Raw genomic sequence first — 26,096 nt, forward strand, 5'->3', positions numbered from 1 at the left:
TCCGACCGCAATGTATTGGAAATCTTTAGGTCATATGCGTATAAAATGCGAACTTTGTCCGCATCTGTGTATTATAGAAAATGGTAAGTTGGGAAAATGCCAAGCTAGGGTCAATCATGGGGGCATACTATATACGCTAAGCTATGGAAAAGTCGTTTCTTATGCTTACGATCCTATCGAAAAAAAGCCCCTTGCACACTTTCATCCCGACTCTACGATATTTTCAATTGGGACATCCAAATGTAACCTTACATGCTCCTTTTGCCAAAATCACAGCCTCGTTAGCTTTGATGGGAATGTCAGGACTACATCTCCAAAGGAAATTGTCACGCTTGCAAAACAAAACGGGTCTATAGGCATCGCCTACACTTACAACGAACCCACCATCTGGTATGAGTACATGCTTGAAACATGTAAACTTGCAAAAACCGAGGGCCTTATCAATGTCATGGTGACTAATGGCTATATAAATTCAGCCCCTATGATAGAACTCTTACCTTGGCTAGATGCTATGAATATTGATTTAAAAGGAACAATCAATTCTTTTTATCAAGATATATGCGGCGGAACACTACAACCCGTTAAGGAAACAATTTCTCTATGTAGCAAAAGCACACATGTTGAAGTCACTATGCTATTGATTGATTCACTTAATACAAACTGGACTGATTTTGAAAGAACTTGCAAGTGGCTCGCTGATCTGAACTCAAATCTTCCACTCCACATCAGTCGATATTTTCCAGCACATCAACTCACTATTCCAAAAACCAGACTTGAAACGCTTACAATAGCAAGAGAAATTGCACAAAAATATCTAAAAAATGTCCATATTGGAAATGCTTTTATATAAGAAAAAGCTGGAACAGCATCTTGACAATAACGTCTTGAGTGCGTTCCAGCTTTTTAACTTTATCTAATTATTTTTTTAAAATTGGTTCAACCATAGGTGATCTCAATCTAGCACCTGGGTTAAAGCCACTACCGATAAGTGGTTTAGCATATTTTATAAACGCTTCCGTTACATTGTTACCAGCAGCGTTGATAAATTCTTCTGGCATGTGCTTAGTTTTTGCTGCAATTTCTTTAAGGTCTACTAATCTGAAGTCAACTGCATAATCACCAGTTCTCTCCATAACAACAGAACCATCAAGATTATCAATCAGAGCATATTGAACTGCTTTTTCAGCAACTTCTCTTGCTTCTTTTTGATCCACATCAGAAACACAACCAAGGAAAGAACGTTGCATATATCCTAAAGTATCCGCACGTACTCTACCAATTCCTAATTTTTCTTTTACTTCAGCAACTAATAAATCGCCAAGCGCTCCTGTTCCAGAGAGTTGAACATTACCATGTGCATCAGTTTCAACGTTCTTTTGAAGTTTAGTGATAATCGCAACGCCATTTTCATCTTGAATACCTTCAGAAACAGCTATGATACATCTACCATACTTTTCATAAGTCGCTTTAACATCTGCTAAAAAGTTATCAACATTGAAAGCACGCTCTGGGAAATAGATGAGGTGTGGACCATCTTCTTCGTAAACTTTACCTAGTGCAGCTGCACCAGTTAAGAAACCAGCATGTCTACCCATGATGACTCCGATATAAACACCAGCAAGTGCTCTATTATCATAGTTGATACCAGCAAATGCTGAAGCAACGTATCTTGCTGCAGAACCAAATCCAGGTGTATGATCGTTGATCACAAGATCGTTATCTACTGTTTTTGGGATATGAACAGCTCTGAACTCATAATTTTGTCTTTTTGCTTCTTCGTTAACGATTCTTACTGTATCAGATGAATCATTACCACCGATATAGAAGAAGAAACGAATATTATGTGCTTTCATTGATTCAAACATTTTTGCACAAAACTCAGGTGTAGGCTTAACGCGTGTAGATAATAGTCCTGAAGACGGTGTAGCTGCTACTGCTTCAAGGTTTGCAACAGTTTCTCTTGTTAAGTCCATGAATTCTTCATTTACGATACCTTCAACGCCATGTACTGCGCCGTAGATTCTTTCTACTTGTGGGTACTTTTTAGCTTCAAGTACAACACCTACCATTGATTGGTTGATTACTGCAGTTGGTCCGCCACCTTGAGCGACCAATAAATTACCTTTTAAAACGTTCATAACTGCCTCCTAATTATAGACCATAGAGTTTGGTATATTTAGACTCTAAATAGTCACAATAATACTTTGAATTCAAACGCTCACCTGTAATCATCTCGATGAGTTCGTTTGGTTTTTTTAATGCACCATACTGATGTACTTTTTGGTTTAACCACTTTGTCAAAGGTTTGAAATTTCCATTTTTCAAACAACCTTCTACGTCAATTTCCTTAGACATATAATGTGCAAGTTGTGCAGCATATGCACTCCCTAGTGCATAGGTTGGAAAATAACCAAATAGACCTTCTGACCAATGTACATCTTGAAGTACGCCTTTTGAATCATCTGGTGGTGTAATCCCAAGGTAATCTTTCACCTTTTGATTCCACACATCAGGTAGATTTTCCACTTTTATGCTGCCATCGATCAATCCAAGCTCGATTTCATACCTCAACATGATGTGAAGTGAATACGTTAATTCGTCCGCTTCAATACGAATCAAAGACGGCTCTACTAAATTAATTGCTTCGTTAAACTTATCAAAAGTGACAGTTTCAAGCTGCTCGGGAAAAACTTCTTTAAGTTTGGGTAAAAAGTAACTTAAGAAAGCTTCACTTTTACAAAAATTATTTTCGAAAATTCTCGATTGAGATTCATGAAAACCATTAGATGTCCCTTGAGCAAGTGCTGTTCCCTGAAGTTTTCTGTCAAAGTTTTGCTCATAGATAGCATGGCCACCTTCGTGAGCTGTGCTAAATAATGCTGAAGCCATATCCTCTTCGTAATAATGTGTGGTCAATCTTACATCGTCGATATCGACACCCATTGTAAATGGATGTACACTTTCTTTGAGTTGTCCTTTATCAAGGTCAAAACCCATCCAGCCAAGAAGTTCTCGTGATACCTTATCTTGGAGTTCCTTGCTATAGTGTTTTTTTAGAAAGTCTGTATCAATGTGCTTGTTCTTTAGCGCGATTTTTTTGAGCAGCGGCACGATACGTGCACGCAACTCGTCGAAAAAGACGTTGAGTTGATCAACCGACATGCCATCTTCATAATCACCAATATATAAGTTATAAGGATGCCCTTCATAACCACGGTATTCAGCAAATTTAAGCAGATAATCAATAACCTCTGTTAAATAAGGTTTAAAAAGAGCAAAATCTGCCTTCGCTTTAGCATCTTCCCAAACCATTGATGATTTTGAAATTAACATATTGTATTTTTGAAAATCATCCATCGGAATCTTCGTCAATTTATCGTATTCCTTTTTTATATCTTTGACGAGAACGCGATCGATTTCTTCAAGTGCATCTAAGTTTGCCATCAAAGTGTTTAAATCTTCATTCATTTGCTCGTTTACGAGTAACTGATATTGAAAACCACTTAAAACACCTATTGCTTGACTTCTTGCATCTGCACCGCTTTTAGGTGCGCCTGTTGACGCGTCCCAAAAGAGCATAGAGGTTGAATAGCTTAAGGAATGAATTTTGTGTTCAGCTTCTTTGAAACGATTAAGTGCTGCTTCGTAACTCTGCATGTGTTGAAGTCTCCTTTCAAAATACGTTTACCGTTATGCCTCTACCCTAATACTCTAAGATTATAACAAAAAAATATTAGAGTTGAAACCTTTTAATGAGTATGATAGACTTATTTTTGGAATTTTATAAGGAGGACATTATGTCTTTATTTGAACAATGGAACGCAATTCTCGAAGGTAAAGGGTTGACACAAGAGCAATCCGAAGAATTTTGGAACGCATATCTAGCGCACGAAAAAGTGATCTATGATGAAATTCTTGCAAAAAAAGTCGAAGACGGAATTGACAAAATCACTGGTACTTTAAAAGAATTTGGTGAAAAACATGAACTTGAGCCAATATTAGCAGTTGGATTCATCGATGGTATTCACACAAGTTTTAAAGAAGAAATTTCACTAGAAGAAATGACAGAAGAGTCAGAACTCAACTATACAATCGATTTTGAAAAACTTTTCTTAAACATGCACAAGGCTAAAGCTGATTGGCTTTATAACATCCCACTTTGGAAAGAAATTTTAACCAAAGAACAGATGAAAGCAATCAAAAAAGAGTATGTTGACTCGGTAACTGTTAGAGTTGAAAACAAAATTGGTAGAAATGAACCATGCCCTTGCGGTAGTGGAAAAAAATACAAAAAATGTTGTATTGATAAAGAATAATCACTAAACCATTTTGTAATTAAAAGTTAAGACCAGTAATCATCAATATGATTAACTGGTCTTTTTTTTAGTCACAATTTGCTTGTAACAGAATTAGCGGGCTATATCCCCATAAATTTTTAACTAAACTCAAGCTTTACTAGTATGATTCACTCGCACTGTATTTTGATTTGTATAGTTTTCTACGATCAAGTACAAAAATAGGATCTGTAAATTGCTCTTCATCAATGTCTCTTAACGCTTTATTCATATCATACATACGTGCATCAATCATGTCTAGATAATGAAGAAGTTCTGCTTCTGGAATCAACGGCTTTTTAGGACTCCCATATTCAGCTTCATAATGATGCGATAAAATCATGTGTTGAATCAGCAATGAAATCTCAGGATCAATCCCCAACATCTCAGATTTTTTATCTATTCGCTTAATCCCCATGATAATATGTCCTAACAGCTGACCTTCTTTTGAGTACCCCTCTACTACACCAACTTCAGTGGCATCCATTTCATTGATTTTTTCTATGTCGTGTAATATAACGCCTGCATAAACTAAATCTAAATTGATGTTTTTATAAATCCCACCTAACGCTTTCCCAGAGCGAAGCATTCTCAAAATATGATATAGTAACCCTGATTTAATTGCATGATGATTCGACTTTGCAGCAGGATAATACATCAATTGCTCACGATAATCTTCAATCAAAGATTTTACCAACAACTTAATTTCATTTGACTTCATCTCATCTACAAAAGTAAGAATTTCTTCCAGCATAGCACTTGCCTCTATAGGTGCAGTTGGAACAAATTGATTGTAGTCGATTTCATCTTCCGGTAAGATGCCCCTGATTTTGATGAGTTTCAGTTGAACAGACTGCTGCCATTGTGTTACACTCGCTTGTATTTTTACAACTTCACCTGGATTATATATGCTTTCAACATCACCTTTTACGTCCCATAATTTAGCATTTACTTCTCCGGTAATATCTTGAAGTGTAAAATCAATATAGGGTTTGTTGGCACTTGAAGTTTTCACATTTTTTGCTTTGACTAAATAAAATCCCATTATTTCTTCGCCAATTTTAAAGTCCTTTATTAACAATGATTTCACTCCTTTTAGTTTGTTTTATGGTTAAAGTTATTTTACCATTATAATACATATTCATGATTAAAACCATGCTATCAACATAAATCCTTTCAATCAACTTGTTTTAAGGTCTAGATAAACAACGAGCACCAGTTTATGTTTTACACAACATAAATCGGTGCTCATTTGAGTTATATCTGATTTAAATATAATTGAGTCATCAACATACTTAAACTATAAAAAAGATATTATAATCTTTCAACAGTATATTTTTCTTTTAAAGCTTCAACTTTAGTAATATAAGCTGAATTTTGTTTTTGAATTAATAATTGATGTCTAATTTGATCTTTTACTGCTTCAAATGATTGTGTTTCAGCAGCTTGCTCACCTGTTTTTAAGATGATGTGGTAACCAAATTGAGTTTGTACAGGTAACGACATTTCATTTAATTTCATAGCAAATGCTGCTTCTTCGAATTCAGGTACCATTTGTCCTCTTTGGAAAAGACCCAAATCGCCACCTTGTTCTTTTGAAGGACATTTAGAATACTTAGTTGCTGCTTCTTCAAATGTAAGTCCACCTTTAATCTCAGCTAAAATATTAGTTGCTTCTTCTTCAGTATCTACAAGTATATGTGATGCCTGAACTTGTTCTTGACCTTGGAAAAACTGAGGATTTTCAGCGTAAAAAGCTTCAATCTCACTTGGCTCAACTGAAACGCCATCAACAAGTTCTTTGATGTTAAATTGTTTTAATAAGCTTTCTTTCATTTTGTTAAGCTCTATTTGGAACGCTTCAGTTTCTTCAAGTTTACTTTCCACAGCTTCTGCATAGAAAAGTTCTTGGTAGATCAACTCATCTAAAAGTCTGCTTCTACCTTGCTCTCCTTGAAATTGACCTTGGATTTGTTGTCCAAGCGTTTGATAAAATGAATTCAACTCACCTTCTGTGATCTCTCTACCATTAACTTTTGCTAAAACTTTGTTTGACATATTATTACTCCCTTCATGTTTAGGTGCTTTAAAAAGGTCACCTGAGGATAATATTATCAAAATTATCCGAAGATGACCATATGGTCTACTATATTTTTTTTATAAAACCATTAAAAAAGTTCTCAAATTCTAGTTTTGTGATCCCCAAACTTTCAAAAACTTCCTCAACGAGATAATTATCATACTTTGTATAATTGATTGACTTCCAAGCATAATAATTCGCCAAATGAACGGATTTTACAAGTTCTTGATTAATGAGTTTAGGGTTCAGTGGATCATGATGAAAAAGAGCGGCTTCGATAACAGGATAAGGTAATCCCCATAAATCAAGTAAATGTCCCCCCAATTGCTCATGGTTGAATCCAAATGTTTCTTCCTCCAGATCATGGAATCTTAACGTCGAATTTTCTTGCACTGCTTTTACTATTCCATCAAATTTCTTGGGAAAATTACTCATAAGTACAATACTGCCGATATCATGTAAAAGTCCCACTGAAGAAATGTTATTGTTTAACTTTTTGCCTAAAACTTCTATATAAAAAGCATTTAAGATTTTATTGGTTTTCATAACGTGTTCCCAGTGTAAATCTCTCGTCTTAGGATCAAGTCCATCGTTTCCAAACACCGCATTAGTTAAGATAATATTCTTAACATTAATTAATCCAATATACATAATGGCTTGACGAATCGAGCCTGTTTTTGCATTGTAAAAAGCTGTATTTGCTAGTTTGAGAATATTGGAAGTAATGGCAGGATCTTCTTCGAGTTTATTGGCAATTTCTTCAACTGAAGCATTGTTCATGATCATATTAGTCATCTGATTGTAAACTTGGGGTACAGTAGGAAGATGCTTTAAATTAGACATCAGGTTTACAAGATCCTTATCCTTAACTTTTGCATCAATCTCAAGTACTTTTTCAATTAAAGAAAATAGTTCATCAATTGAGATGTTTTTATTACATTGAATCTGGGAATTATTCATTTTCTTTGGTAAATAATGATCAGAATTCGACTGAATACTCGATACGCAAAATCTAATGACCTTAGGATAGGCATTCTTTAAATGTGTCAATATCGCTTTATCCGATTCTTCACTCTCTGAATCGACTATAACAATATCTACATCCTGACCTTCCATTAAACTGAGTGCATCAACTAAATCCACAGTATGCGATAAAGTGTATTGTTGAGATGAAATTTTATATTCAACGTTTCTAACATATTCGTTATCCTTTGAAATAATTAAGACTGAATACATGCTAGTATTATCCTCTTTCTAATTTATTCGTAAGTTTATATACCCTGTGAAGATTTATATTCACAAATTTATTGATTGCAGTTGAAATTGAGTTGATATTTATGCTAAAATTGTTATTAATGAAAGACAATCGAAGCTTATGGAATGTACCTCCCTCTGAAAATCCCTATGATACATTTCAAACTAAGCCAGATTGTTCCTGTCATTCCTTATACTAGAGTGCCATCTCTAGTATTTTTTTTTGTTATTTTAAGAAAACAATGGCTATAAATATATAACAAAGCTTTTTACGAGGATGGTGACTTATGTTTTTTGCTGATTTAACAAAGCTACATCTGTACTTAGATGGCTATTGTTTTGCTTTATTTCGAAAAATTGATGAAGAAATGGTACCACAACTACACCTTATTGATGAAAGCAATATGCAATCCGACTTTGTTAAAAACATCATGAACACCGAAAAGTATAACATTTATCTTAGTGAGTTGTTTGAGTATTCCAGCAAGAGATATCAGTTTGCTCTACAATTTGATTCAAAATCTATGGACATCTACTATAAAATCCCCGAAGTATTGGAGATTGAATTTCGTTCGCTATTAGATACCATTATATACGAAACACTTTCGTATATCAATGAATGTGTACAAGGCTTAATACTTAATGAAGAGATTCATGAACGCCACTACTCCGACTTACTTAAGCAATCAGGTAAGCGATTGCTTCAACATATTTTACAAAATGAACATGCCATTAATCCTTTCGAAAAATTTAATAAGATATCATCTCTAAGTTATGAAAAATCTTTTAGTGATGGTAAAATACTGCTACTTAATACACAAGCTTCACAAGCACTTGCATCACAGCACATTTTGAAACCTATGGTTCATTTTGAAACAAAGATCCCGCTCTCTAACACAAGGCATATCCGTAAAATTTTGGAATTAAGCAATTCTGAAGTCTATTTGGTTTCCGATGGAGAGTATCTTCACAATACCGTTGAATTCAAACCTTTACATGATTCAATAAATCATTTTTTTACAATTGAGTTCAATAATTATTTTTCATGGCAACTCACCTACAATGGTAACAAACTAATGCAAATTACCCATGAAGAGGTTTTTATCCCTAAACCTAAAGTCAGCTTCTTTAGTTTTAGTACCGAGTTAAAAAAGGTTTTTCAAGCGATTGAATCGAAAAAAGTTTTAAATCTATATCGTCTAATTTTGGAAGCCTTAAAACAACCTAAAGGTACTATTATCGTTGTGTCAAAAAATGCAAGAAGCGAAGCATTCAGGTTGAGAAATCAAGGTTTTTTAATTGATGCCTTGAGTTTATCCCCTTCAATAATTCGCTCTATTACCAGTATAGATGGTGCTGTTTTAATGGACTTAGATGGCACTTGCCATGGCATAGGTGTTATATTAGATGGTATTGCAACTGAAAAAGGAGACCCTTCTAGAGGTGCACGTTATAACTCTGCCATTCGATATGTCGAAACCATTAATAAAACACCAAATTACTCAAATTGTTTTGCTGTAGTTATATCTGAAGATGGTGATGTCGATATGGTGTCTCATTTTCTCTTCTAATTTTTATCGATTGATCAGTACTTCGTATAAAGTAATTGCTAGTATAATGCAACAAAAAACAAAAGTAAAAACAGCTAAGTATATGGATCCCTTAACCAACGAAAATACAGCTAAAACCAGCAATAGCAGTACACTTAACAACCCTCTTCTAGTTAACTTGTAATCTCCCACTCTAGCTCCTCCAAATCTTTCTTTAGACTTCTTAGCTTTTATTACACTAATTGTACTTTAAATTGTTTCTTTTTTCCAGTTCTTTTTATGATGAAACCGTTTGAAACAAAGTCTTGTTAATACAATAACTTAAATTGATTCCCCCTCCCCTATGGGGTATAATATTACTACTATGATTATATGAGGTGAGAAATGTTATTTCAAGTAAATTATTGGACAGCCTTCACCGCGGGCTTTCTCTCTTTTTTTTCGCCGTGTTTGCTCCCGTTAGTACCAGCCTATATTATGTATTTAACGGGATCATTTGATACAGCAGATATTGCTAAAAAAAGAAAAAGAGCAATTATTCAGACGCTTGGTTTCATCTTAGGTTTTACCATAGTCTTTATGATTTTAGGCGTCTCAGCAAGTTTTATTGGTCGCTTGTTTGCTCAAAACAAAGCTATTCTTGGAAAAATAAGTGGTCTAGTCATTATTTTCTTTGGTGTATATATGACAGGCTTAATAAAACTTCCATTTATGTCCAAAGATTATCGCAAAAGGACTGCACGAAGCAATGTAACTTTTGTATCTTCAATTGCAATAGGAATGGCTTTTGCTTTTGGTTGGACACCATGCTTTGGTCCTATATTAGGCGCAATTCTCGCATCTACTGCTGCAATCAGTAAGAACGTGGCAGAGGGTGTAAAGTACTTATTTACGTACTCAATGGGTATGGCAGTGCCATTTCTATTAACATCGATTTTCTTGAATTTCTTTGATCAAAAAGTCGCAAGTTTAACCAAATACTCGAAAATACTAAATAGGATAGCTGGCGTTTTTCTAATGATCATTGGTTTGCTGATTTTTACTGATAAAATGTATATCATCGCAAACTGGTTAATCGATTTAACAAGTTAGTTATCAACGGAGGGATTATGCATTTATCAAAATTGACAAAAAAATCAAAATTCAAATCATTTATAATACTTTTTGGAGTAATTTCTGTCTTATTTCTTTTTTCTGCTTGTGGATCAGATCAAACGGATCAGCAAGTTACTTTGAAACCAGAAAGTACAAGCGGCGCTGAAACCACCAATCAAAGTACCTCTGATAATACAGTTGAGACAACCACTGAACCAGAACCGTATTATATACCAGACTTCAAACTAACAACACTTGGTGGTGAAGAAACATCTCTTTCTGCTTATGAAGGACAACTTATCGTTATAAACTTTTGGGCAACTTGGTGTAAATATTGTATTGAAGAAATGCCACTTTTAGATGAACTTGATAAAAGAGATGATGTCACAGTACTTGCTATTAGTGTCAATGAAGATCAAAAAACTGTTCAAGATTATATCGACGAACACGGTTATCAAATGCCTATTTTTCTTGATGAAAAAGGTGAATTAGCCAGCATGTTTGGTGTTACAGGTTTTCCAACGTCGCTCTTTTTAGGGCCAGATTTTGAATATTTTTATCTCTATCCAGGTATGTTAGAACAAAATACTATAGATTCTATCTTAGAAGCTATTGACGAAATCATGAAAGACAGGCAATAATAGTTATAGAGCATATTCATGTATTGTCGTGAAAAACTTCGAAGGGAGAATTACATGCAAATCAATAAATCATATTTTTGGGATTTTCTAAGCAACATATTAAAAACTGACAGTCCTTCTGGTTATACCAAGAAAGTGATGCAGTTAATTGAACAACAAGCACTAGCTTTAGGCTATACCTTTGAGTATACGCATAAAGGCAACGGTGTTATCACGGTTGATGGTATTGATTCATCTAAAACAATAGGACTATCTGCACATGTAGATACGTTAGGTGCTATGATTAGAAGTATTTCTTCATCTGGGGCGATTAAATTCTCATTAGTTGGAGGACCTATTGTTCCGACACTCGACAGTGAATACTGTACACTCTATACAAGAGAAGGCGAATCCTTTACGGGGACTTTCATAAGTAATGCTGCAGCGATGCATGTTCACAAAGAGAGCTCCACATTACCTAGAACACCTGAAAATATGGAAGTGAGATTAGACGCGGTAGTGAAATCGAAAGATGATGTATTAAAATTGGGCTTACAGGTAGGTGATTTTATCTGTATCGATCCAAAAACTACTTTGGTCAACGACTTTGTAAAATCTCGTTTTCTAGATGACAAAGCCTCTGTTGCTTGTATCTTTGGCGTTTTAGAGTATCTATCAACTCATGATATAAAACCACAATACACGACTAAAGTTGTTATTTCGTCTTATGAAGAAGTCGGTCATGGGGCAGCACATATTCCAAATGATATAGAGGAACTCTTAGCTGTTGATATGGGTTGTATAGGCGAAGATTTATCTTGTACTGAGTATGATGTTTCTATTTGTGCAAAGGATTCAAGTGGACCTTATGATTATGATTTTACAAGTAAATTGATGACCCTTGCAAAAGCTAATTCACTTAAGTATGCGGTTGATATCTACCCTTATTATGGGTCGGATGTAAGTGCAGCACTTAGAGCTGGCAACAACCTTAAAGGTGCTTTGATTGGACCAGGAGTTCACGCTTCCCACGGTATGGAGCGTACACATTACCAAGCGCTAGAGAATACAATGCAACTGGTATATCATTATATTATATCAAAATAACTAAATAGATTAAGAGACCTTTTATCAGAAATTTTTCTGTAAATCGGTCTCTTTTTTTGATTGTGATAATTATTCTGTGGGTATAAATATTAAAATGTTTTATATCATGTTTTATATGACACAATTTGAAAGGAGAAATTATGCGCAAAAGAATCTACTACCTTCAACTCGCTCTACTTTTAACAACTCTTTGGGTGATATTTTTCGAAAAAATATCTATTATTATCATCTTAAGCGGTTTTTTCTTCTCTGTTTTTAGTATTTATTTTTCTGAAAAATACTTGGTTGACGATTCTTTTTATACTTTTTATCCATTCAATATTTTCAAAATACTAAGATATTCGTTGTTTATGTTTTTCGAAATCTATAAATCTGGATTTTCCATTATCCCATATATTATCAGTGGAAAAGCAAATCCAGGATTTGTTGATATCTATACAGAATTAGAATCTAACTTAGATATTGTTATACTTGCAAACTCAATTACTTTGACACCTGGAACGATTACTGTAGATGTTCAAGGACATAGTTTACAAGTTCTGTGGATCAACCCTTCAACTACCCAGCCTACTATGGCAGGAATAAAGATTAAAGGGCGAATCGAAAAAAAAATCAAGGAGGGCTTATGACACTTATTATAGCTATCTTAGTTATCCTCACTGTAATTAGTGCCATAAGGATATTGATTGGACCATCTTTATGGGATCGATTATTGGGACTTAATCTTGTCACGTCTAAGCTAATGATGCTTATTATTTTAGTAGCACTTGTTCGAAAGCAAACTTTTATTTTAGATCTTGCACTTGTGTATGCGCTACTTAGTTTTATGGGCATTATATTTATTGCCTTATTCATTCAAAGAAAGGGGCGATTCTAATGCTAGATCTTATCGGTTCAATTGTCATCGTCATTGGTGTTATATTTGTAAGCATAGGCGTAATTGGAATTTATAGGTTTAATAATTTTTACGCTCGGGCATTGGCTGCTTCAAAAGTTGATACAGTTGGTTTTATCACCATTATTCTCGGTGTTATTTTAAAAAGTGGTTTCAATTTTTTCACACTAAAAGTAATCGTTATCTTGATTGTAAATATGCTTATAAATCCAATGATCACACATTCTATTGTGCGTTCAGCTAAAATTAGCGGCTACAAAATCGGAAAGGAGTAACTATGTTAGAAATTGCTTTGCTTTTGTTAATTATCACTTCTATTGCAGCGATTCAAACGCGATACATGAGACAAGCTGTAATTTATCTAGGTTTGTTTTCATTGGCAATTTCTTTTGTGTATTTGCTCTATAGCGCACCTGACGTTGCACTTGCAGAAGCAATTATTGGTTCAACTATTTCTACGATATTATATATCGTTGCACTACAAAAATATAAAATTTATACTATTTATTATAAACTACAAAGTACTGAATTAGATGAACATGCTACTATGTCACTTCATAAACAACAATTAATCAAGTCACTTGAAAAGTTTTGTTCTAAACAAGAACTAGAAACTCAAATTATCTACTCTACTGAAGATATTAAATTTATTATGGAACAACATCAATATGCTTTAATCTTAGAAGAGAAGGAAAATACACTTGTTATATATGCTCACCCTGAAAACTATAAATTTGATGCCCTTAAAAGTTTTCTTGAAATAGAAGTACATCCAAGATACCATTATGAATTTGTAAAAGTTGAGGAGGATATTCTATGAGACGAAAATATATTGGCCTATTTATTTTTTTCGTTGGGATAGTCGTTGTTTATCAATCCAACGCGATACCTGCTCTAAACGTCAAACCTATCGCCGACTATTTAATAAAAAACACTTATTCAAAGACAGGTTCAGAAAATGTGGTTACAGCTGTTTACTTGTTTTATAGATACTATGATACACTCTTCGAAGCACTAATGCTCTTGTTCAGCATCATAGCAGTAATCTATATGTCAGTTCATGAAGGAGATAAATACGATGAATGATCATTCCCAATTACTCAATAGAACAATGGGCATTATTTACCCATTTGTGATTCTCTTTGGGATCTACATTGTCCTCAATGGTCATATTTCACCAGGTGGTGGTTTTCAAGGAGGTGCTGTTCTCAGCTCTGTATTTATCGCTAAATACTTGAGTCAGCCAATCATGTTTTTAGACTTATATAGAATACAAACAATTGAAAAATATGCATTATTAAGTCTTTTGATTCTCGCAACTTTATTTATCACACTTAATGTGTATCAACTATTTGTTCATAGTCTTGTTTACTACATGGTACTCGCCAATATAATAATCGGATTAAAAGTTGCCTGTGGCATGACGATTATTTTCTATAGATTTGCATTTTATGAATCGAGGTGACAATGAAAGAATATCTCAATGGCGAAAATGTAAGCATATGTATCTTTTTTATAGGTGTATATGGGCTTTGTGCAAGACGCAATATTTTGAAGACAATTATCAGTATGTCACTTATGCAAGCCGCTGCAATTTTATACTTTTTATCTTCATCTTTTGAAAGTGGTTCAATACCACCGATAGGACAAAACTTAGATCAATTTAAACACGTTGCTGATCCAATACCTCAAGCGCTTATGATTACTGCTGTGGTTATTGGCGTTTCTGTAACTGCAGTTTGCTTGACGATGTTCGTTTCTATGTTTCACAAATACGGAACAACTAACTGGAATAAGGTGAAAAAGAAACGAGGTGAAATTGATTGACATTACTATTATATGCATTTGTTATAGCACCAATTTTTATAGGATTACTCGGGTATATTTTTAATCGTACTTTTTTCAAATGGCTCGCTATGGTTATGCAATTGGGATTTATCTTAATTACGATAGCTCTATTAAGAGCACCTCACATGGAACTCATGCTTTTAGATATCCCGCCTCCGTTTGGGATGAAGTTAAAATTAGATGAAATTTCTAAAGTTTTCATCTTACTTAACAACTTCTTATTTTTTAGTCTAATGCTTTTTAGCAGTAAGAAAAAATACATGGACCGCCTTTTTACGTTTCTATTTTTGAGTTTACAAGGATTGATAAACGGTCTATTTCTGTCGACAGATATTTTTAACGTCTACATCTTAATTGAAGTAGCTACAATTACCGTATCAATCCTCATTATGTACAAAAAAGATAAACAGTCTATGTATGATGGTATGCTTTATTTAACCGTAAATATGATAGCCATGACTTTTTTCTTATTTGGTATAGGGATACTGTATAAGACTGTCGGAGTATTAGACTTCGAGACGATCAAGGATAAAATCATGTTGATTGATGAGCCAAAATATCTCAATCTCTCCTTTGCCTTTTTATTTACAGGTGTAAGCTTAAAGGCTGCAGTGTTACCACTTTTCAGTTGGTTACCCAAAGCTCATGGTACAGCTAGTGCACCCTCTATAGTTTCCGCAGTCTTATCAGGAATTTTTGTTAAGATAGGCATATACCTACTGCTGAGAATTCAGTTCATGTATTCTAGTGCTATTGATGTTGTTCCACTTATATCGGCAATTGGTTACTTAACTGCTATCGCTGGTTTTATTTTCGCCATTGCACAGACTGACATTAAATTGATCCTCGCTTATCACACGATTTCTCAAGTTGGCTTGATGCTTATTGGTTTTGGTGGTAATAACATCAATCAAATGGGTGGACTCTATCACGTCTTGAGTCATGGTGTTTTTAAGTCACTATTCTTTATAATCGCAGGCGTCTTAATTTATCGCTTTGAGACGCGCAAAATTGGTGATATGCGTGGCCTTTGGTGGTTATCCAAACCACTCTCTGTCATACTGTTGGTTGCTGTATTTAGCATCACAGGTGCACCATTTTTTAGTGGTGGTTTCTCAAAATACTTTATCGCTTATGGACGTTATAATTGGACAGAACTTTTTTTACTTCAGCTCATTAATTTAGGAACAATGACTTCATTTATCAAATTTATATTGTTAATTTTCAAAAGACCAACTCACGAAGTAAACTTCTTTAAGATTAGAAAAACCGAATTTACTGCTCTTATTACTTTAGCACTCACATGTGTTCTCTTAGGTACCGGAGGAAGCTTTATCAACGTCAATCTTCTCAACCAAGATTTGGTGTTGTCTTTTTCTAAGCAAATTAGCAAATTACCAAGTTATCTTTTAAGTTATTCATTCTGCTTTATAATTTACTTTACGCTTATAAAAAATAATGCTCTCCTTAAAAAATTGAGAAAAGTTGAATTGTCTTTTAACTCAATCAATATTGCGATTGTATCTTTTTTTATTTTTACAATTGCTTATCTTAATATGAACTAAGATAATATTAAAAGGAGCTAGTCAAATTTTTATGACTGGCTCCTTTTGAATTTTAATATTCAAATGCATTGATTTCTAAATTACTTCGTTCTGAAAAAAGTTACTCCTACTGCACCTTCTCCAGCATGTGTTCCAACTACTGAACCAATTTCTACTTCGTGAATTTTACCTATTTCAAATCTTTCGAGTAATAGCTGCTTAATATCAGCCAATTTATCTGCATTATTGGCATGTGCAATCGCAAGTTCATCTATTTTACCATCTGGATAATGATTGGTAACTTGTTCCACCATCCATGCTAACCCTTTTCTTGATCCCCTTGCTTTTTCAGCAACATTAACCAGTCCATTTTGAACTTCTATAATTGGTTTGAGATTCAGCATCTTACCAATCATAGCTGTCCCTGAAGACAATCTTCCACCTTTTTTTAAATTATCTAGTGTATCAAGCATACCATAAAGTTGTGAATGCGCTACTAGTTCTCTACTAAGTGTCAAGATTTCCTCTATCGATGCACCAGAATCAATTTTTTCTTGAACCTTAATTACAATCAATCCAAGCGCAAAACTCACTGTACGACTATCAATTAAATGAATACCTTCATTTCCAAGCATCTCTTTTGCAACCACCGCTGAATTATAAGTACCGCTTAGATCTGATGATAAAAAAATACCAACGACCTGATTACCTTTAGTTAATTCCTGCGAGAACAGTTCGTAAAACTCTCCCGGATTTACTTGTGAAGTTGTTGGTAACTCTTTGGTTTGACGCATCATTCCATAAAACTCTGGATTAGTTATATCGATTTTATCGATATACTCTTTCTCTTTAAACAAAACTTTCAGTGGCGCAAATTGTATGCCTAAAGTAGCAAGCTTATCTGGTTGTAAGTCGCAAGTACTATCTGTAATGAGTGTGATTTTCATATTTTTTCTCCTATGAACGCCTAGATTCACTGGCTTTGATTAATCAATGCATCAGTTACATAGTATTCTATCTAACATCGCATTTTGCTTTGAGATACGATTATTTTGAATTTCAAACTATATTTTACAAATAAATACCTCATTAATCAAGGTATTTGTTATTAAAATACTCTGTAATTTTTGTTAACGCCTCTATGAGGACATCACTTTCTTTATCATTCATGGCGGAAACCGTATATGTTATCATATCTTCATGAAACTCTCTGTGATGCTCATATGCTTCTACACCAATAGTTGTTAACCCCACCAGCACAACTCTACGGTCTTCTTCACTGCGAACTCTTGTCGCATAACCTTTCTTTACAAGATTATTCATCGCAATGGTTAAAGTCCCTACAGTCACATCTAACTTACTAGCAATTATTGACATAGGATGTACATGATCAATACCAATAGCATCAATCACATGTAATTCGTTAATGGTTAAATTGTTATATGGACCCTTTTTCAGTGCTTTTTCCTCAATATTGAGTATTTGATTAAACAGAGTCACCAGTAAATGGTTCATCACTTCTTTCTTAGAATTCATTGGCACCTCAAAATAGTTTGACTTTCAAAGTATATACATAAGTATACGCTACCGTGAAAAACCTGTCAAGGCAGTCACTTTCCTATTTTATAGGGTTAGATTTTATATTCTTATAGGTCTGGAACGAACCACTTGTTAAGATAATTGCAGCTGGAAATGTAAACCAGTTGAGAAAAGCAAATGGCGCATATTGCATAGCACTCACACCGGTTATTGCAAGTATTATTATTGCATTTACATTCCAAGGCATCAAAGGTGCTAAAGCCGTTCCTGTGTTGGCAATTATTTGTGCCAAAGTCACGTCGTCATAATTAAATTTTTTAAAAAAGGTTTTTAAATACCTGCCTGGAACTAGAATGCCCACTGTTTGATCACATGTTAATGCGTTCAAAACAGTAGATAAAATTCCTGTATTAACCAAAGCATTCTTGCGATTAGTACTGTGAGACGATACTAAATTTATAATTGGATTAATCCAACCACATTTTTCATATAGTGTACTCATTGAAATCCCTGCCATGATAATCAACACAACTTCAACCATTGCAAATGCACCGCCTATCTCTAGAGACTTTAAAAATCCCTCTTCTCCTCCACTTTTAAAGCCATTCAGCATATAAGAAACTGTATCTAAAACATTGTTCCCTTGTACAAATATGGTAATAAGTGCGGCAAAAAAAATCCCTGTTCCAAGTACCCGTGCAGATCTAATTCCTTTAAAACTCGCTATCAGTACAAAAAAAGGGACTATAAAAAGTAAAGGGGAGACCATAAAATTGGTATCAATTATCGCTTTATAAGCTAATATACTATCTACTGAAATATTACTCTTGTATTTTAAACTTAACATAAGATATACAAAACCTGCTAAAATAGCGGCTGGAATCATCACTTTACTTGTACTTTTAAAGTAAGCATTAAATTTTACATCTACAGTCTCAAGTGTGAAATTGACAAGTGCAGATATAGGTGATAAACGATCCGCTACATATGCACCAGATATTAGCGCTCCTACTAGGATACCTGGTGGCATGCCTATAGAAATCCCAAGCGAAAACAGTGCAACTCCAATAGTACTTAGTGTGCCTAAACCGGTCCCTAAAAAAAAAGCCACTAAGGCTGTCATTAAATATGCAAAAAGTAGAAAATAGACTTTATCAACCACGTTAAAACCGTAATAAATCATCGCGGGTACAATCCCTGATGAAATCCACATGGCAACGTTGACACCAATTAATAGTACGATCATGTATATATCTTTAATACTCCAAATGCCTCTCACTATCCACGTTAAACTAGTTCTAAATGGAACGCCCTTAGCTCTTACTGATAATACTGCAAAACCTAAAGTTATACTCAATCCAATTATAAGTGATTTACCAAGAAACAAACACGTAAACACACTCAATATAAAAACAATTGCAAGTATAAAACCCAGTCGCTTTGGAAGCTCATATTCTGTCATGTCAATCTCCCGAATTTATATTGAATTTTATTTTCTGTAAAGTCCAACGACCTTGTTCTTGTCGTGCCTTTTCATAATAATACACACTATTTTGTTCATCTATTAATATCACAGTTTCATATCTTGTACCATAAGCATCAAGTTCGATAAACAATGAGGATAATGATCTTTCGAGTTCCAAGTCAATTCCCGTTTCCGGAAGCTCATCATCATTGGCTATAGCTCTATTTTCTAAAATCTTAAACAAAGACTCATACAGGATTTCATCACTATACTTTGACGCCATTAGGTTTGATTCTATAAAATCACTTAAATCTTTTTTTATCCGCTCAACTTTAGGCCAAGGGGTATCTAATGATGCATTGCTTAACCCATAAAGTCCTGGTGCAAGTAATTTAATTTCATCGCCAATATTTGAATAAAAACCTAATTCATCTAGCGTACCTACGATTAAATTAAAAGGATCATAGTTTAGTTTTTTTTCAGTAAGCGTCTTCAAAAAATCCAATGGTGAACAGTTAGAATTGAAATATTCATTGATCAACAACCCTCTAGATTTTGGATCTGATACATGTTTTGAAAAGTCGCGGTAATTGGTAATAAAACCGAATTTTCCACTGTCTGTTATACCGGTCCAAGTGCCACCTTTTTCTAAATCAACCCCTGATATAATGCCATCATGCTTATGAGCATCTAAGGTCGGTCTCGCATAAAACTCATCGCGATTACCTATAAAAATCAGCGGGTATTTAGGATGGTACTTATATGCTAATGCAAGTGTACACATAGTCACCTCAAAACCATTTTTTTTTCTTGAAAAATAAAATCATTCCTACGAAAATTAAAAACGCTGTTGCTAAAAACACGGGAATTCCCAATGTACTTTCAAGACCAGGGAAATACTTGAAATTCATTCCAAAAAAACCCGTCATGAAGTTGAGTGGTATGAAAATAGCTGAAAAAATAGTGAGTATAGACATCACTTGATTTAACTGATTACTTGTATTCATCATGTTCATCTCGTAAATATTGTTAACCATTTCTCTATAAAGTGCCACAAGATCGTTAACATGATTTACATGATCTGATACATCTTTAAGAAAAACTTTAACTTCTGACGAAATCCATTCATTGGTCTGTTGTCCATTTAACTCAATCAATATATCCTTAAAAGGCATCACTGATGCACGCATCAACAAAATTTGTTTTCTAAGCTTAAACAACTGGTCCAGTTCAAGCTTTTCATCTTCTAAAATGTTTTGATCATAAGCATCTATTAGATCTCCCATACCCGTTAAAATCTCAAGTTGATGATCCACAAGTGCATCAATTATTGCATAGTAAAGATAATCTGCTCCCGAGCTTTTTAATCTTCCATTGCCTTGCTTTAGCCGTTGACGAATAAAATCAAAAACATCATCATCTTTTTCTTGAAAAGTAATAACAGCTCTGTCAGTTAAAACAATTGAAAGGTGTTCGTGAACTATTTCTCCAGCAAAATTTCCAAGTCTATCCTTAGAACGATAGACCATTTTTAAAATTGTAAACAAATACGGGGCATTAATCTCTATTTTACTTCGCTGTGCGACATGAACAATATCTTCTATTGCAAGAGGAGATAAACCGAGTAACTCACCAAGCGAGATAATCGTTTCAACTTGATTGAGTCCAATGACATTTATCCATATATTTTTATCTGAATCAAGCAACTCTGCTAGTTCTGATTCAAAGTCAATGTCAGTGAATTCATCATACGCCATATGTTCACTGTCATATGCAAAAACTTGAATTTGGGTCATGTTGTTAGGGTAATCACCTGTATAAATGACTGATTCTGGTGGTAGGTTTAACTTTGTACGCTTCATATAGTCCTCACTTCAAAGGGTCACACTTTATATACCCGGAATAATAAACTTTTCCTTCGAGAAAAACTTCAACTTGTTGATCCTCTTCGATAAAGTAAACGCGATTAATCCCGCCAATGTTTTTAACATCAACTGGTGAGTTCATCTTGTATCGTTTAGAGGCTAAAACAGCACTTGCACATGAACCCGTCCCACAAGAATCGGTTATATCTTCAACCCCACGTTCATAGGTAATCACTTCGATCTGATCTACAGATAACTTCTTTACGAAATTAATATTGGTCCCATTACTAAAAAGCACGTGATCTGTATCAAAATTTCTACCAACCTTTCTCATTTCCTCTAAAGAATAAACTTGATTATCCTCCTGAAAAATCACAACATGCGGTACACCAAGTTGCATGAACTGATAACCTATTCCATCTTTATGACCTTCACTGATGCCACTAATAGAATAGGTCCCCATGGTGATTTTAACTGTATTACCAGTTACATTTGCCCGAATTTCACCGGCTAATGTTTCAAAACTCATTTGCGAACCTGTTTTGCCTTGTTCAAACATATATAAGGCAACACATCTTGCACCATTGCCACACATTTCACTTTCAAAACCGTTGGCATTGATGATGCGCATCTTAAAATCACTCTTTTCAGAAGGTTCTATGGCCAATATACCGTCAGCACCAATCCCCTTTTTAACATCACAATCTCTCTTTGCCATTTTTGATAATGCAGCAGAGCTATAGCTAAGCGACAAATTATTTAATAGTAAAAAATTATTGCCATTGCTTTGAATTTTTCGATACTCTATCATTTTTCACCTCTTTATACCTTGATACTGTACCGTGGGTTTTTTCTTTGACATAATGCTTATCGCTTTTTGTGGACATTGATTCACACAGCGATAACAAAGTGTACATTTGCCATCTTGCTTAATTTTATCATCTACGAGATGCAGATTATCCATCGGACAAATCGCTGCACACTTACCACACTTTATACAGAGTGAATCCGAGATTTTCACATTAGCCGCCAATTTTTTCTCCCATTTTGAAAATGGAATCCGTTGCATCGCACCAAGTAAAAGTGAACCAACACCATCTCCACGTTTTCTCATAATGTTGTTGGCAAAATCAGAACAGTAAAGTTCCACTCTTTGACGTGTTACTGTTGCCACTTTCATAGCTTCAGCATCATTTTTCACTTTAAACATCTTTACATCTACGAGATTTGAAGGCATGAAAAAGTGCTCAATAGATATAATTTCAGCATGACATCTTCTTAATATACGAGCAAGATAAGCACCACCGTCACCTGAGAACATCAATTGCGTAACGATTACTGCTGTTTTTTTGTCTTCGAGCAATGGACAAATTTGTTTTACAAAACGCCACATAATCATTGGCGCCATAGAACCATACACGGGATTAGCAAATAGAAGACAATCTGCTTCTGAGATCTTTAGTGCATCTTCATCAGTGTAGTCTTCAATACTAAGAAGTTCTAAATCAATTCCATGTTTCACAAAAGCATTCTTCATTTCTTCAACTACGAACTTTGTATTCCCAGTTCCTGAAAAATATAGTGCTAAAATCTTCATCTTTGTCTCCATCATCTTGTAAATTAGTGGTTACCTATTCAACTTAATCAATATTATGCTACTAATTGATCGCTTCTTTTATGCGAATGTATTTTAAACTTACACTTGGATTATTGGTTTTTCTCGATCGAATATCAAACTGTTTGAGTGAAGACACAAGTGGCGTCAACTTAGAAAATCCATAATTTCTAGTGTCAAAATCTGGGTATCTTTTGTTGAGCATACTTCCAAGTTCCCCCAAAAATGCCCAGCCATCATCATCAGAAATTTCACTTATAATTGCTTTCACAACATCTATAAGTTCATCTTTTGAAATCATACCTGCTTTAGATTCTTGAACAATTGCAGATTTTGCTTTATTCACTTCTGGACGATCAAGTGTAGTTGCAGAGAGCACTTCAAGATATTTAAATTTTTCACAAGCTGCTATGAAAGGCGTCGGTGTTTTTTTCTCCCCCATCCCAAGTACATACATTCCTGCTTCTCTTAACCTTGCAGCAAGTTTAGTGAAATCACTGTCACTTGATACGATGCAAAATCCATCAACATTATGTGAATATAAAATATCCATCGCATCAATGATTAATGCCGCATCTGTAGCGTTTTTCCCTGAAGTATAGCTATATTGTTGAATAGGCGTAATTGAATGATTTAACAAGACTATTTTCCACGATGCCAGTTGTGGCTTTGTCCAATCGCCGTATATCCTTTTATAAGTTGGTGTGCCATGATTGGCAACTTCATCAATAATTGATTTTATATATTTATCTGAAACATTATCAGCATCGATTAAAACAGCTATTCGTCTATCACGTTGCTCTCTGCTATCATTGTTCATAATATTCTCCTTATAGGTGTTTAAGTCATATATTTATTTTATAGTGCCTCTTTATACATTACAAGTCAATTCGGCGACTTCCAACATATAGCCTAGAACCAAAGTCTCCGACATTTCTAGTCTTATCGCTAATCCCTGTACCCGCAAACTGTGCATAAAGTTTTAACCCCACATTTGCAAGTGTATCTCCTTGCTGGAGAAAACTTTGTTTTTCCAGTGCATATAGATATCTATTGTTAATGATACTTTGAAGGATACCACCATCTTTTAAATTAATGGGTAAAAAAGGGTTAATCAATTCTCCAAATCCAGCAATGTTATGATATTGGGTTCTTGACTGAACTTCATAAACAGCATCTTCATCAATTCCCATGACTTTTATCGTTTCAAGTGGTGGGCAAGGTCGATGTAATTTTTGATAATATCCTATAACAAACTGATTTTTTGTCTCATCGACAACTGACCATACCGTAGGTTTTTCGGTAATTTCTGCAGTATGTCTATAAAAAGTACCAAATTGCAAAATTTTCCGATGTTTTTTATAAAATGAAACTTGTTTTGCAATAACTTTTTTATCAAAACTTGATAGCTTTGTTAAATCAAGTTCATAGCCAAGTAAACCAAATGCTGCAACATTAAAACGCGTTTCAATCGGAGTGGTTCTAAGTACTTGATGTGAAGGGCGACCGCTCACATGAGCTCCCATTGTTGAAGGTGGGAATACCAAGGAAGTACCAAATTGAATATCAATTCTTTCCACAGCATCGGTGTTATCACTTGTCCATGTTTGAGGCATATAATAAAGCATACCGAGGTCATAGCGGTTACCTCCACTGCTACAAGACTCAAACAAAATATTAGGAAAGGCATTACATAGTCGCTCTAATAAGGCATATAACCCAAGTGTATAACGATGATTAAGTGACATTTGATCTTCTTTAGGTAAATAATTAGAATAGACATCTGTAAAATTGCGATTCATATCCCATTTTACATAATCAACATTTCCCTGTTTAAAAACATAGTTTAGTTGCTCATATATATTTTCTATTACATCTGGGTTTGTAAAGTCAAGTATCAACTGATTTCTTCCATATGAAGGTTTACGATCGTTTAGTTTAATCGCCCAATCTGGATGTTCCTTATATAATTCGCTATTTTCAGAAACCATCTCCGGTTCAACCCATATGCCAAAATCAAGTCCCATTGCTTTTATCTTTTTGCTGAGCCCCTTAAGCCCGTTCGGCAGTTTTTTTGCATCCTCTGTCCAATCACCTAACGATGTGGTATCATCATTTCGACCTTTAAACCAACCGTCATCAAGTACAAAAAGCTCCATCCCCATATGCTTTGCCTCTTTTGCAAGTGCCACAAGTTTTTTCTGATCGAAATCAAAATAAGTAGCTTCCCAATTGTTAATCAGGATCGGACGTTCTTTATACTGCCAATGTGGAGATACAACATGCGCATTTATCAATTGATGGAAATTCTGACTTAAACCATTTAGACCATTTGATGCGAATACACAAACCGCTTCTGGTGTATCAAAGGCTTCACCTGGTGAAAGGTTCCATTTAAATTCAAAATCCGAGATGCCAAGCTGAACTCTCGTCATTTCATAAGGACTCACTTCAACTTTCCCACAAAAGTTTCCACTATACATCAGTGCAAATCCGTATGCATCACCTCTGGTTGCATCTGTTTCTGGTGAGACTAAAGCAATCATTGGATTATGATTTGCACCACTGACACCTTTTTTTGAGTCAATGGTATATATGCCTTTCCTTACTGCTTGACGATGCATTTGGCGCTCTCTTATCCACATGCCATCTAACGAAATTTGTTCAAAGTCACTGTGGCTAAAATCCATATTAATGCTTTGCATATTATGAATTTGAATTACTTCTTCACTATGATTGATCAATCTACTAAACCTACAAATTGTACCGGCATCATCAATCGGTGTATAAAAAAGGTGAAGTGTTACTGATTTTACACGTTCTTTCAGTATGATTTCAAGGGTATCGCATTGAAGATTTTCATCCCTTACACTAGGTAATCCTTTAGGTGATACTTTTCCTTCGTGAAGTAAAAAAGATTCATATACAAAATCACTTGTTCTAGCGCCATCTTCCCATGAGAGGTAAATAGAAGGTACTCTATAGTCTCCTTTACCGAAACAAGAACTCTCAAGAAGTAGAGTATCAAGTGTGAGGTTGCTTCCCTGTTCATAAAGGGTAGATGATCCCACTTGCATGTCATAGTTTTGGAAAAGGTCACCCAAATAAGGTGTATGGGATACTTTTTTTCCATAATGCAAGTTGACAAGTTTTCCGTTGGGCAAGACCGTCATTATGTAGCTAACATTTTGTGTTTGAACATGAAATAAAGGTTGCTTTGAATCAGGTCGATCAATATAAATCATAACTCCCCCTAATTATTGTATTCAATATAACTATTATACC

29 protein-coding genes are annotated in these 26,096 nt (G+C 34.6%); 14 read left to right on the top strand and 15 right to left on the bottom strand.

Annotated features, from left to right (window positions below; all coding sequences use genetic code 11):
• The first annotated feature begins 10 nt into the window (after window positions 1-10).
• Complete coding sequence (gene amrS, locus QE109_RS06255; RefSeq protein ID WP_281093562.1) at window positions 11-850, top strand: AmmeMemoRadiSam system radical SAM enzyme; 840 nt, start codon at window positions 11-13, stop codon at window positions 848-850.
• Window positions 851-917: 67 nt separating this feature from the next.
• Here the strand turns inward: amrS and QE109_RS06260 are convergent, their stop codons facing one another.
• Window positions 918-2,138, bottom strand: a complete 1,221-nt coding sequence (locus QE109_RS06260; protein WP_281093563.1) for a 6-phosphofructokinase — start codon at window positions 2,136-2,138, stop codon at window positions 918-920.
• A gap of 13 nt (window positions 2,139-2,151) precedes the next feature.
• On the bottom strand, window positions 2,152-3,657 hold the full coding sequence (locus QE109_RS06265; RefSeq protein WP_281093564.1) for a carboxypeptidase M32: 1,506 nt from the start codon (window positions 3,655-3,657) through the stop codon (window positions 2,152-2,154).
• A 140-nt stretch (window positions 3,658-3,797) separates the two neighbouring features.
• Here QE109_RS06265 and QE109_RS06270 point away from each other — a divergent pair, with 140 nt between their 5' ends.
• The gene (locus QE109_RS06270; RefSeq protein WP_281093565.1) at window positions 3,798-4,316 is read left to right on the top strand and encodes an SEC-C metal-binding domain-containing protein; all 519 of its coding nucleotides are present in this window, start codon (window positions 3,798-3,800) and stop codon (window positions 4,314-4,316) included.
• A gap of 139 nt (window positions 4,317-4,455) precedes the next feature.
• Here QE109_RS06270 and QE109_RS06275 read toward each other — a convergent pair whose 3' ends face one another.
• From QE109_RS06275 to QE109_RS06285, 3 genes are all read right to left on the bottom strand, one after another.
• The gene (locus tag QE109_RS06275) at window positions 4,456-5,415 is read right to left on the bottom strand and encodes a 3'-5' exoribonuclease YhaM family protein (RefSeq protein WP_281093566.1); all 960 of its coding nucleotides are present in this window, start codon (window positions 5,413-5,415) and stop codon (window positions 4,456-4,458) included.
• Window positions 5,416-5,648: 233 nt separating this feature from the next.
• On the bottom strand, window positions 5,649-6,392 hold the full coding sequence (locus QE109_RS06280; RefSeq protein WP_281093567.1) for a peptidylprolyl isomerase: 744 nt from the start codon (window positions 6,390-6,392) through the stop codon (window positions 5,649-5,651).
• An 88-nt stretch (window positions 6,393-6,480) separates the two neighbouring features.
• A complete protein-coding gene (locus tag QE109_RS06285; RefSeq protein ID WP_281093568.1) occupies window positions 6,481-7,650 on the bottom strand; it encodes an HDOD domain-containing protein in 1,170 nt (389 codons plus the stop codon).
• A 305-nt stretch (window positions 7,651-7,955) separates the two neighbouring features.
• Here QE109_RS06285 and QE109_RS06290 point away from each other — a divergent pair, with 305 nt between their 5' ends.
• Window positions 7,956-9,239: a DNA integrity scanning protein DisA nucleotide-binding domain protein gene (locus QE109_RS06290; protein ID WP_281093569.1), complete on the top strand. Its 1,284-nt coding sequence runs from the start codon at window positions 7,956-7,958 to the stop codon at window positions 9,237-9,239.
• A gap of 3 nt (window positions 9,240-9,242) precedes the next feature.
• Here QE109_RS06290 and QE109_RS06295 read toward each other — a convergent pair whose 3' ends face one another.
• Window positions 9,243-9,410, bottom strand: a complete 168-nt coding sequence (locus tag QE109_RS06295; RefSeq protein WP_281093570.1) for a hypothetical protein — start codon at window positions 9,408-9,410, stop codon at window positions 9,243-9,245.
• A gap of 192 nt (window positions 9,411-9,602) precedes the next feature.
• Here QE109_RS06295 and QE109_RS06300 point away from each other — a divergent pair, with 192 nt between their 5' ends.
• From QE109_RS06300 to QE109_RS06350, 11 genes are all read left to right on the top strand, one after another.
• Window positions 9,603-10,310 (top strand): cytochrome c biogenesis CcdA family protein, encoded by a 708-nt coding sequence (locus QE109_RS06300; RefSeq protein ID WP_281093571.1) that lies wholly within the window; start codon window positions 9,603-9,605, stop codon window positions 10,308-10,310.
• Between the two features lie 17 nt (window positions 10,311-10,327).
• Window positions 10,328-10,954 (top strand): TlpA family protein disulfide reductase, encoded by a 627-nt coding sequence (locus QE109_RS06305; protein ID WP_281093572.1) that lies wholly within the window; start codon window positions 10,328-10,330, stop codon window positions 10,952-10,954.
• A 54-nt stretch (window positions 10,955-11,008) separates the two neighbouring features.
• Window positions 11,009-12,040 (top strand): M42 family metallopeptidase, encoded by a 1,032-nt coding sequence (locus tag QE109_RS06310; protein ID WP_281093573.1) that lies wholly within the window; start codon window positions 11,009-11,011, stop codon window positions 12,038-12,040.
• 140 nt (window positions 12,041-12,180) lie between these two features.
• On the top strand, window positions 12,181-12,669 hold the full coding sequence (locus tag QE109_RS06315; protein WP_281093574.1) for a Na+/H+ antiporter subunit E: 489 nt from the start codon (window positions 12,181-12,183) through the stop codon (window positions 12,667-12,669).
• Window positions 12,666-12,917, top strand: a complete 252-nt coding sequence (locus tag QE109_RS06320) for a monovalent cation/H+ antiporter complex subunit F (RefSeq protein WP_281093575.1) — start codon at window positions 12,666-12,668, stop codon at window positions 12,915-12,917. The genes QE109_RS06315 and QE109_RS06320 overlap by 4 nt, the downstream gene beginning before the upstream one ends.
• The gene (mnhG, locus tag QE109_RS06325) at window positions 12,917-13,210 is read left to right on the top strand and encodes a monovalent cation/H(+) antiporter subunit G (protein WP_281093576.1); all 294 of its coding nucleotides are present in this window, start codon (window positions 12,917-12,919) and stop codon (window positions 13,208-13,210) included. Before QE109_RS06320 ends, mnhG begins: the two co-directional genes overlap by 1 nt.
• 2 nt (window positions 13,211-13,212) lie before the next feature.
• The gene (locus QE109_RS06330) at window positions 13,213-13,755 is read left to right on the top strand and encodes a Na(+)/H(+) antiporter subunit B (protein WP_281093577.1); all 543 of its coding nucleotides are present in this window, start codon (window positions 13,213-13,215) and stop codon (window positions 13,753-13,755) included.
• On the top strand, window positions 13,752-14,021 hold the full coding sequence (locus tag QE109_RS06335; RefSeq protein WP_281093578.1) for a hypothetical protein: 270 nt from the start codon (window positions 13,752-13,754) through the stop codon (window positions 14,019-14,021). Before QE109_RS06330 ends, QE109_RS06335 begins: the two co-directional genes overlap by 4 nt.
• Entirely contained in the window at window positions 14,014-14,400 is a 387-nt protein-coding gene (locus QE109_RS06340; protein ID WP_281093579.1) for an MnhB domain-containing protein, read from the top strand. The genes QE109_RS06335 and QE109_RS06340 overlap by 8 nt, the downstream gene beginning before the upstream one ends.
• Before the next feature lie 2 nt (window positions 14,401-14,402).
• Entirely contained in the window at window positions 14,403-14,762 is a 360-nt protein-coding gene (locus QE109_RS06345; RefSeq protein WP_281093580.1) for a sodium:proton antiporter, read from the top strand.
• Complete coding sequence (locus QE109_RS06350) at window positions 14,759-16,348, top strand: complex I subunit 5 family protein (RefSeq protein WP_281093581.1); 1,590 nt, start codon at window positions 14,759-14,761, stop codon at window positions 16,346-16,348. Before QE109_RS06345 ends, QE109_RS06350 begins: the two co-directional genes overlap by 4 nt.
• A gap of 80 nt (window positions 16,349-16,428) precedes the next feature.
• On the opposite strand, the gene QE109_RS06355 is transcribed toward QE109_RS06350, so the two are convergent.
• The 9 genes from QE109_RS06355 to QE109_RS06395 all read right to left on the bottom strand — a co-directional run bounded on the left by QE109_RS06355 (window position 16,429) and on the right by QE109_RS06395 (window position 26,056).
• Window positions 16,429-17,274 carry a DegV family protein gene (locus QE109_RS06355; protein WP_281093582.1) on the bottom strand — a complete coding sequence of 282 codons (846 nt, stop codon included), beginning with the start codon at window positions 17,272-17,274 and terminating at the stop codon, window positions 16,429-16,431.
• Between the two features lie 142 nt (window positions 17,275-17,416).
• Window positions 17,417-17,863 carry a MarR family winged helix-turn-helix transcriptional regulator gene (locus tag QE109_RS06360; RefSeq protein WP_281093583.1) on the bottom strand — a complete coding sequence of 149 codons (447 nt, stop codon included), beginning with the start codon at window positions 17,861-17,863 and terminating at the stop codon, window positions 17,417-17,419.
• Window positions 17,864-17,945: 82 nt separating this feature from the next.
• Entirely contained in the window at window positions 17,946-19,328 is a 1,383-nt protein-coding gene (locus QE109_RS06365) for a Na+/H+ antiporter NhaC family protein (RefSeq protein ID WP_281093584.1), read from the bottom strand.
• Between the two features lies 1 nt (window position 19,329).
• Window positions 19,330-20,115, bottom strand: a complete 786-nt coding sequence (locus QE109_RS06370; protein WP_281093585.1) for an NRDE family protein — start codon at window positions 20,113-20,115, stop codon at window positions 19,330-19,332.
• A 7-nt stretch (window positions 20,116-20,122) separates the two neighbouring features.
• Window positions 20,123-21,193: a magnesium/cobalt transporter CorA gene (gene corA, locus QE109_RS06375; RefSeq protein ID WP_281093587.1), complete on the bottom strand. Its 1,071-nt coding sequence runs from the start codon at window positions 21,191-21,193 to the stop codon at window positions 20,123-20,125.
• Window positions 21,194-21,200: 7 nt separating this feature from the next.
• Entirely contained in the window at window positions 21,201-22,007 is an 807-nt protein-coding gene (gene dapF, locus QE109_RS06380; protein ID WP_281093588.1) for a diaminopimelate epimerase, read from the bottom strand.
• A gap of 3 nt (window positions 22,008-22,010) precedes the next feature.
• Complete coding sequence (locus QE109_RS06385) at window positions 22,011-22,793, bottom strand: EFR1 family ferrodoxin (protein ID WP_281093589.1); 783 nt, start codon at window positions 22,791-22,793, stop codon at window positions 22,011-22,013.
• A 61-nt stretch (window positions 22,794-22,854) separates the two neighbouring features.
• Entirely contained in the window at window positions 22,855-23,631 is a 777-nt protein-coding gene (locus QE109_RS06390) for an NYN domain-containing protein (protein ID WP_281093590.1), read from the bottom strand.
• 58 nt (window positions 23,632-23,689) lie between these two features.
• A complete protein-coding gene (locus QE109_RS06395; RefSeq protein WP_281093591.1) occupies window positions 23,690-26,056 on the bottom strand; it encodes an alpha-galactosidase in 2,367 nt (788 codons plus the stop codon).
• Window positions 26,057-26,096 lie beyond the last annotated feature (40 nt).

This window comes from Fusibacter bizertensis (genome assembly GCF_029914245.1).
GTDB classification, from domain to species: domain Bacteria; phylum Bacillota; class Clostridia; order Peptostreptococcales; family Acidaminobacteraceae; genus Fusibacter_C; species Fusibacter_C bizertensis.

What these genes read in the sequence shown, in the direction of transcription:
- amrS (WP_281093562.1), top strand. Translation starts at nt 11, where the DNA reads ATGTATTGGAAATCTTTAGGTCATATGCGTATAAAATGCGAACTTTGT.
- QE109_RS06260 (WP_281093563.1), bottom strand. Translation starts at nt 2,138, where the DNA reads ATGAACGTTTTAAAAGGTAATTTATTGGTCGCTCAAGGTGGCGGACCA.
- QE109_RS06265 (WP_281093564.1), bottom strand. Translation starts at nt 3,657, where the DNA reads ATGCAGAGTTACGAAGCAGCACTTAATCGTTTCAAAGAAGCTGAACAC.
- QE109_RS06270 (WP_281093565.1), top strand. Translation starts at nt 3,798, where the DNA reads ATGTCTTTATTTGAACAATGGAACGCAATTCTCGAAGGTAAAGGGTTG.
- QE109_RS06280 (WP_281093567.1), bottom strand. Translation starts at nt 6,392, where the DNA reads ATGTCAAACAAAGTTTTAGCAAAAGTTAATGGTAGAGAGATCACAGAA.
- QE109_RS06285 (WP_281093568.1), bottom strand. Translation starts at nt 7,650, where the DNA reads ATGTATTCAGTCTTAATTATTTCAAAGGATAACGAATATGTTAGAAAC.
- QE109_RS06290 (WP_281093569.1), top strand. Translation starts at nt 7,956, where the DNA reads ATGTTTTTTGCTGATTTAACAAAGCTACATCTGTACTTAGATGGCTAT.
- QE109_RS06300 (WP_281093571.1), top strand. Translation starts at nt 9,603, where the DNA reads ATGTTATTTCAAGTAAATTATTGGACAGCCTTCACCGCGGGCTTTCTC.
- QE109_RS06305 (WP_281093572.1), top strand. Translation starts at nt 10,328, where the DNA reads ATGCATTTATCAAAATTGACAAAAAAATCAAAATTCAAATCATTTATA.
- QE109_RS06310 (WP_281093573.1), top strand. Translation starts at nt 11,009, where the DNA reads ATGCAAATCAATAAATCATATTTTTGGGATTTTCTAAGCAACATATTA.
- QE109_RS06315 (WP_281093574.1), top strand. Translation starts at nt 12,181, where the DNA reads ATGCGCAAAAGAATCTACTACCTTCAACTCGCTCTACTTTTAACAACT.
- QE109_RS06320 (WP_281093575.1), top strand. Translation starts at nt 12,666, where the DNA reads ATGACACTTATTATAGCTATCTTAGTTATCCTCACTGTAATTAGTGCC.
- mnhG (WP_281093576.1), top strand. Translation starts at nt 12,917, where the DNA reads ATGCTAGATCTTATCGGTTCAATTGTCATCGTCATTGGTGTTATATTT.
- QE109_RS06330 (WP_281093577.1), top strand. Translation starts at nt 13,213, where the DNA reads ATGTTAGAAATTGCTTTGCTTTTGTTAATTATCACTTCTATTGCAGCG.
- QE109_RS06335 (WP_281093578.1), top strand. Translation starts at nt 13,752, where the DNA reads ATGAGACGAAAATATATTGGCCTATTTATTTTTTTCGTTGGGATAGTC.
- QE109_RS06340 (WP_281093579.1), top strand. Translation starts at nt 14,014, where the DNA reads ATGAATGATCATTCCCAATTACTCAATAGAACAATGGGCATTATTTAC.
- QE109_RS06345 (WP_281093580.1), top strand. Translation starts at nt 14,403, where the DNA reads ATGAAAGAATATCTCAATGGCGAAAATGTAAGCATATGTATCTTTTTT.
- QE109_RS06355 (WP_281093582.1), bottom strand. Translation starts at nt 17,274, where the DNA reads ATGAAAATCACACTCATTACAGATAGTACTTGCGACTTACAACCAGAT.
- QE109_RS06360 (WP_281093583.1), bottom strand. Translation starts at nt 17,863, where the DNA reads ATGAATTCTAAGAAAGAAGTGATGAACCATTTACTGGTGACTCTGTTT.
- QE109_RS06365 (WP_281093584.1), bottom strand. Translation starts at nt 19,328, where the DNA reads ATGACAGAATATGAGCTTCCAAAGCGACTGGGTTTTATACTTGCAATT.
- QE109_RS06370 (WP_281093585.1), bottom strand. Translation starts at nt 20,115, where the DNA reads ATGTGTACACTTGCATTAGCATATAAGTACCATCCTAAATACCCGCTG.
- corA (WP_281093587.1), bottom strand. Translation starts at nt 21,193, where the DNA reads ATGAAGCGTACAAAGTTAAACCTACCACCAGAATCAGTCATTTATACA.
- dapF (WP_281093588.1), bottom strand. Translation starts at nt 22,007, where the DNA reads ATGATAGAGTATCGAAAAATTCAAAGCAATGGCAATAATTTTTTACTA.
- QE109_RS06385 (WP_281093589.1), bottom strand. Translation starts at nt 22,793, where the DNA reads ATGAAGATTTTAGCACTATATTTTTCAGGAACTGGGAATACAAAGTTC.
- QE109_RS06390 (WP_281093590.1), bottom strand. Translation starts at nt 23,631, where the DNA reads ATGAACAATGATAGCAGAGAGCAACGTGATAGACGAATAGCTGTTTTA.
- QE109_RS06395 (WP_281093591.1), bottom strand. Translation starts at nt 26,056, where the DNA reads ATGATTTATATTGATCGACCTGATTCAAAGCAACCTTTATTTCATGTT.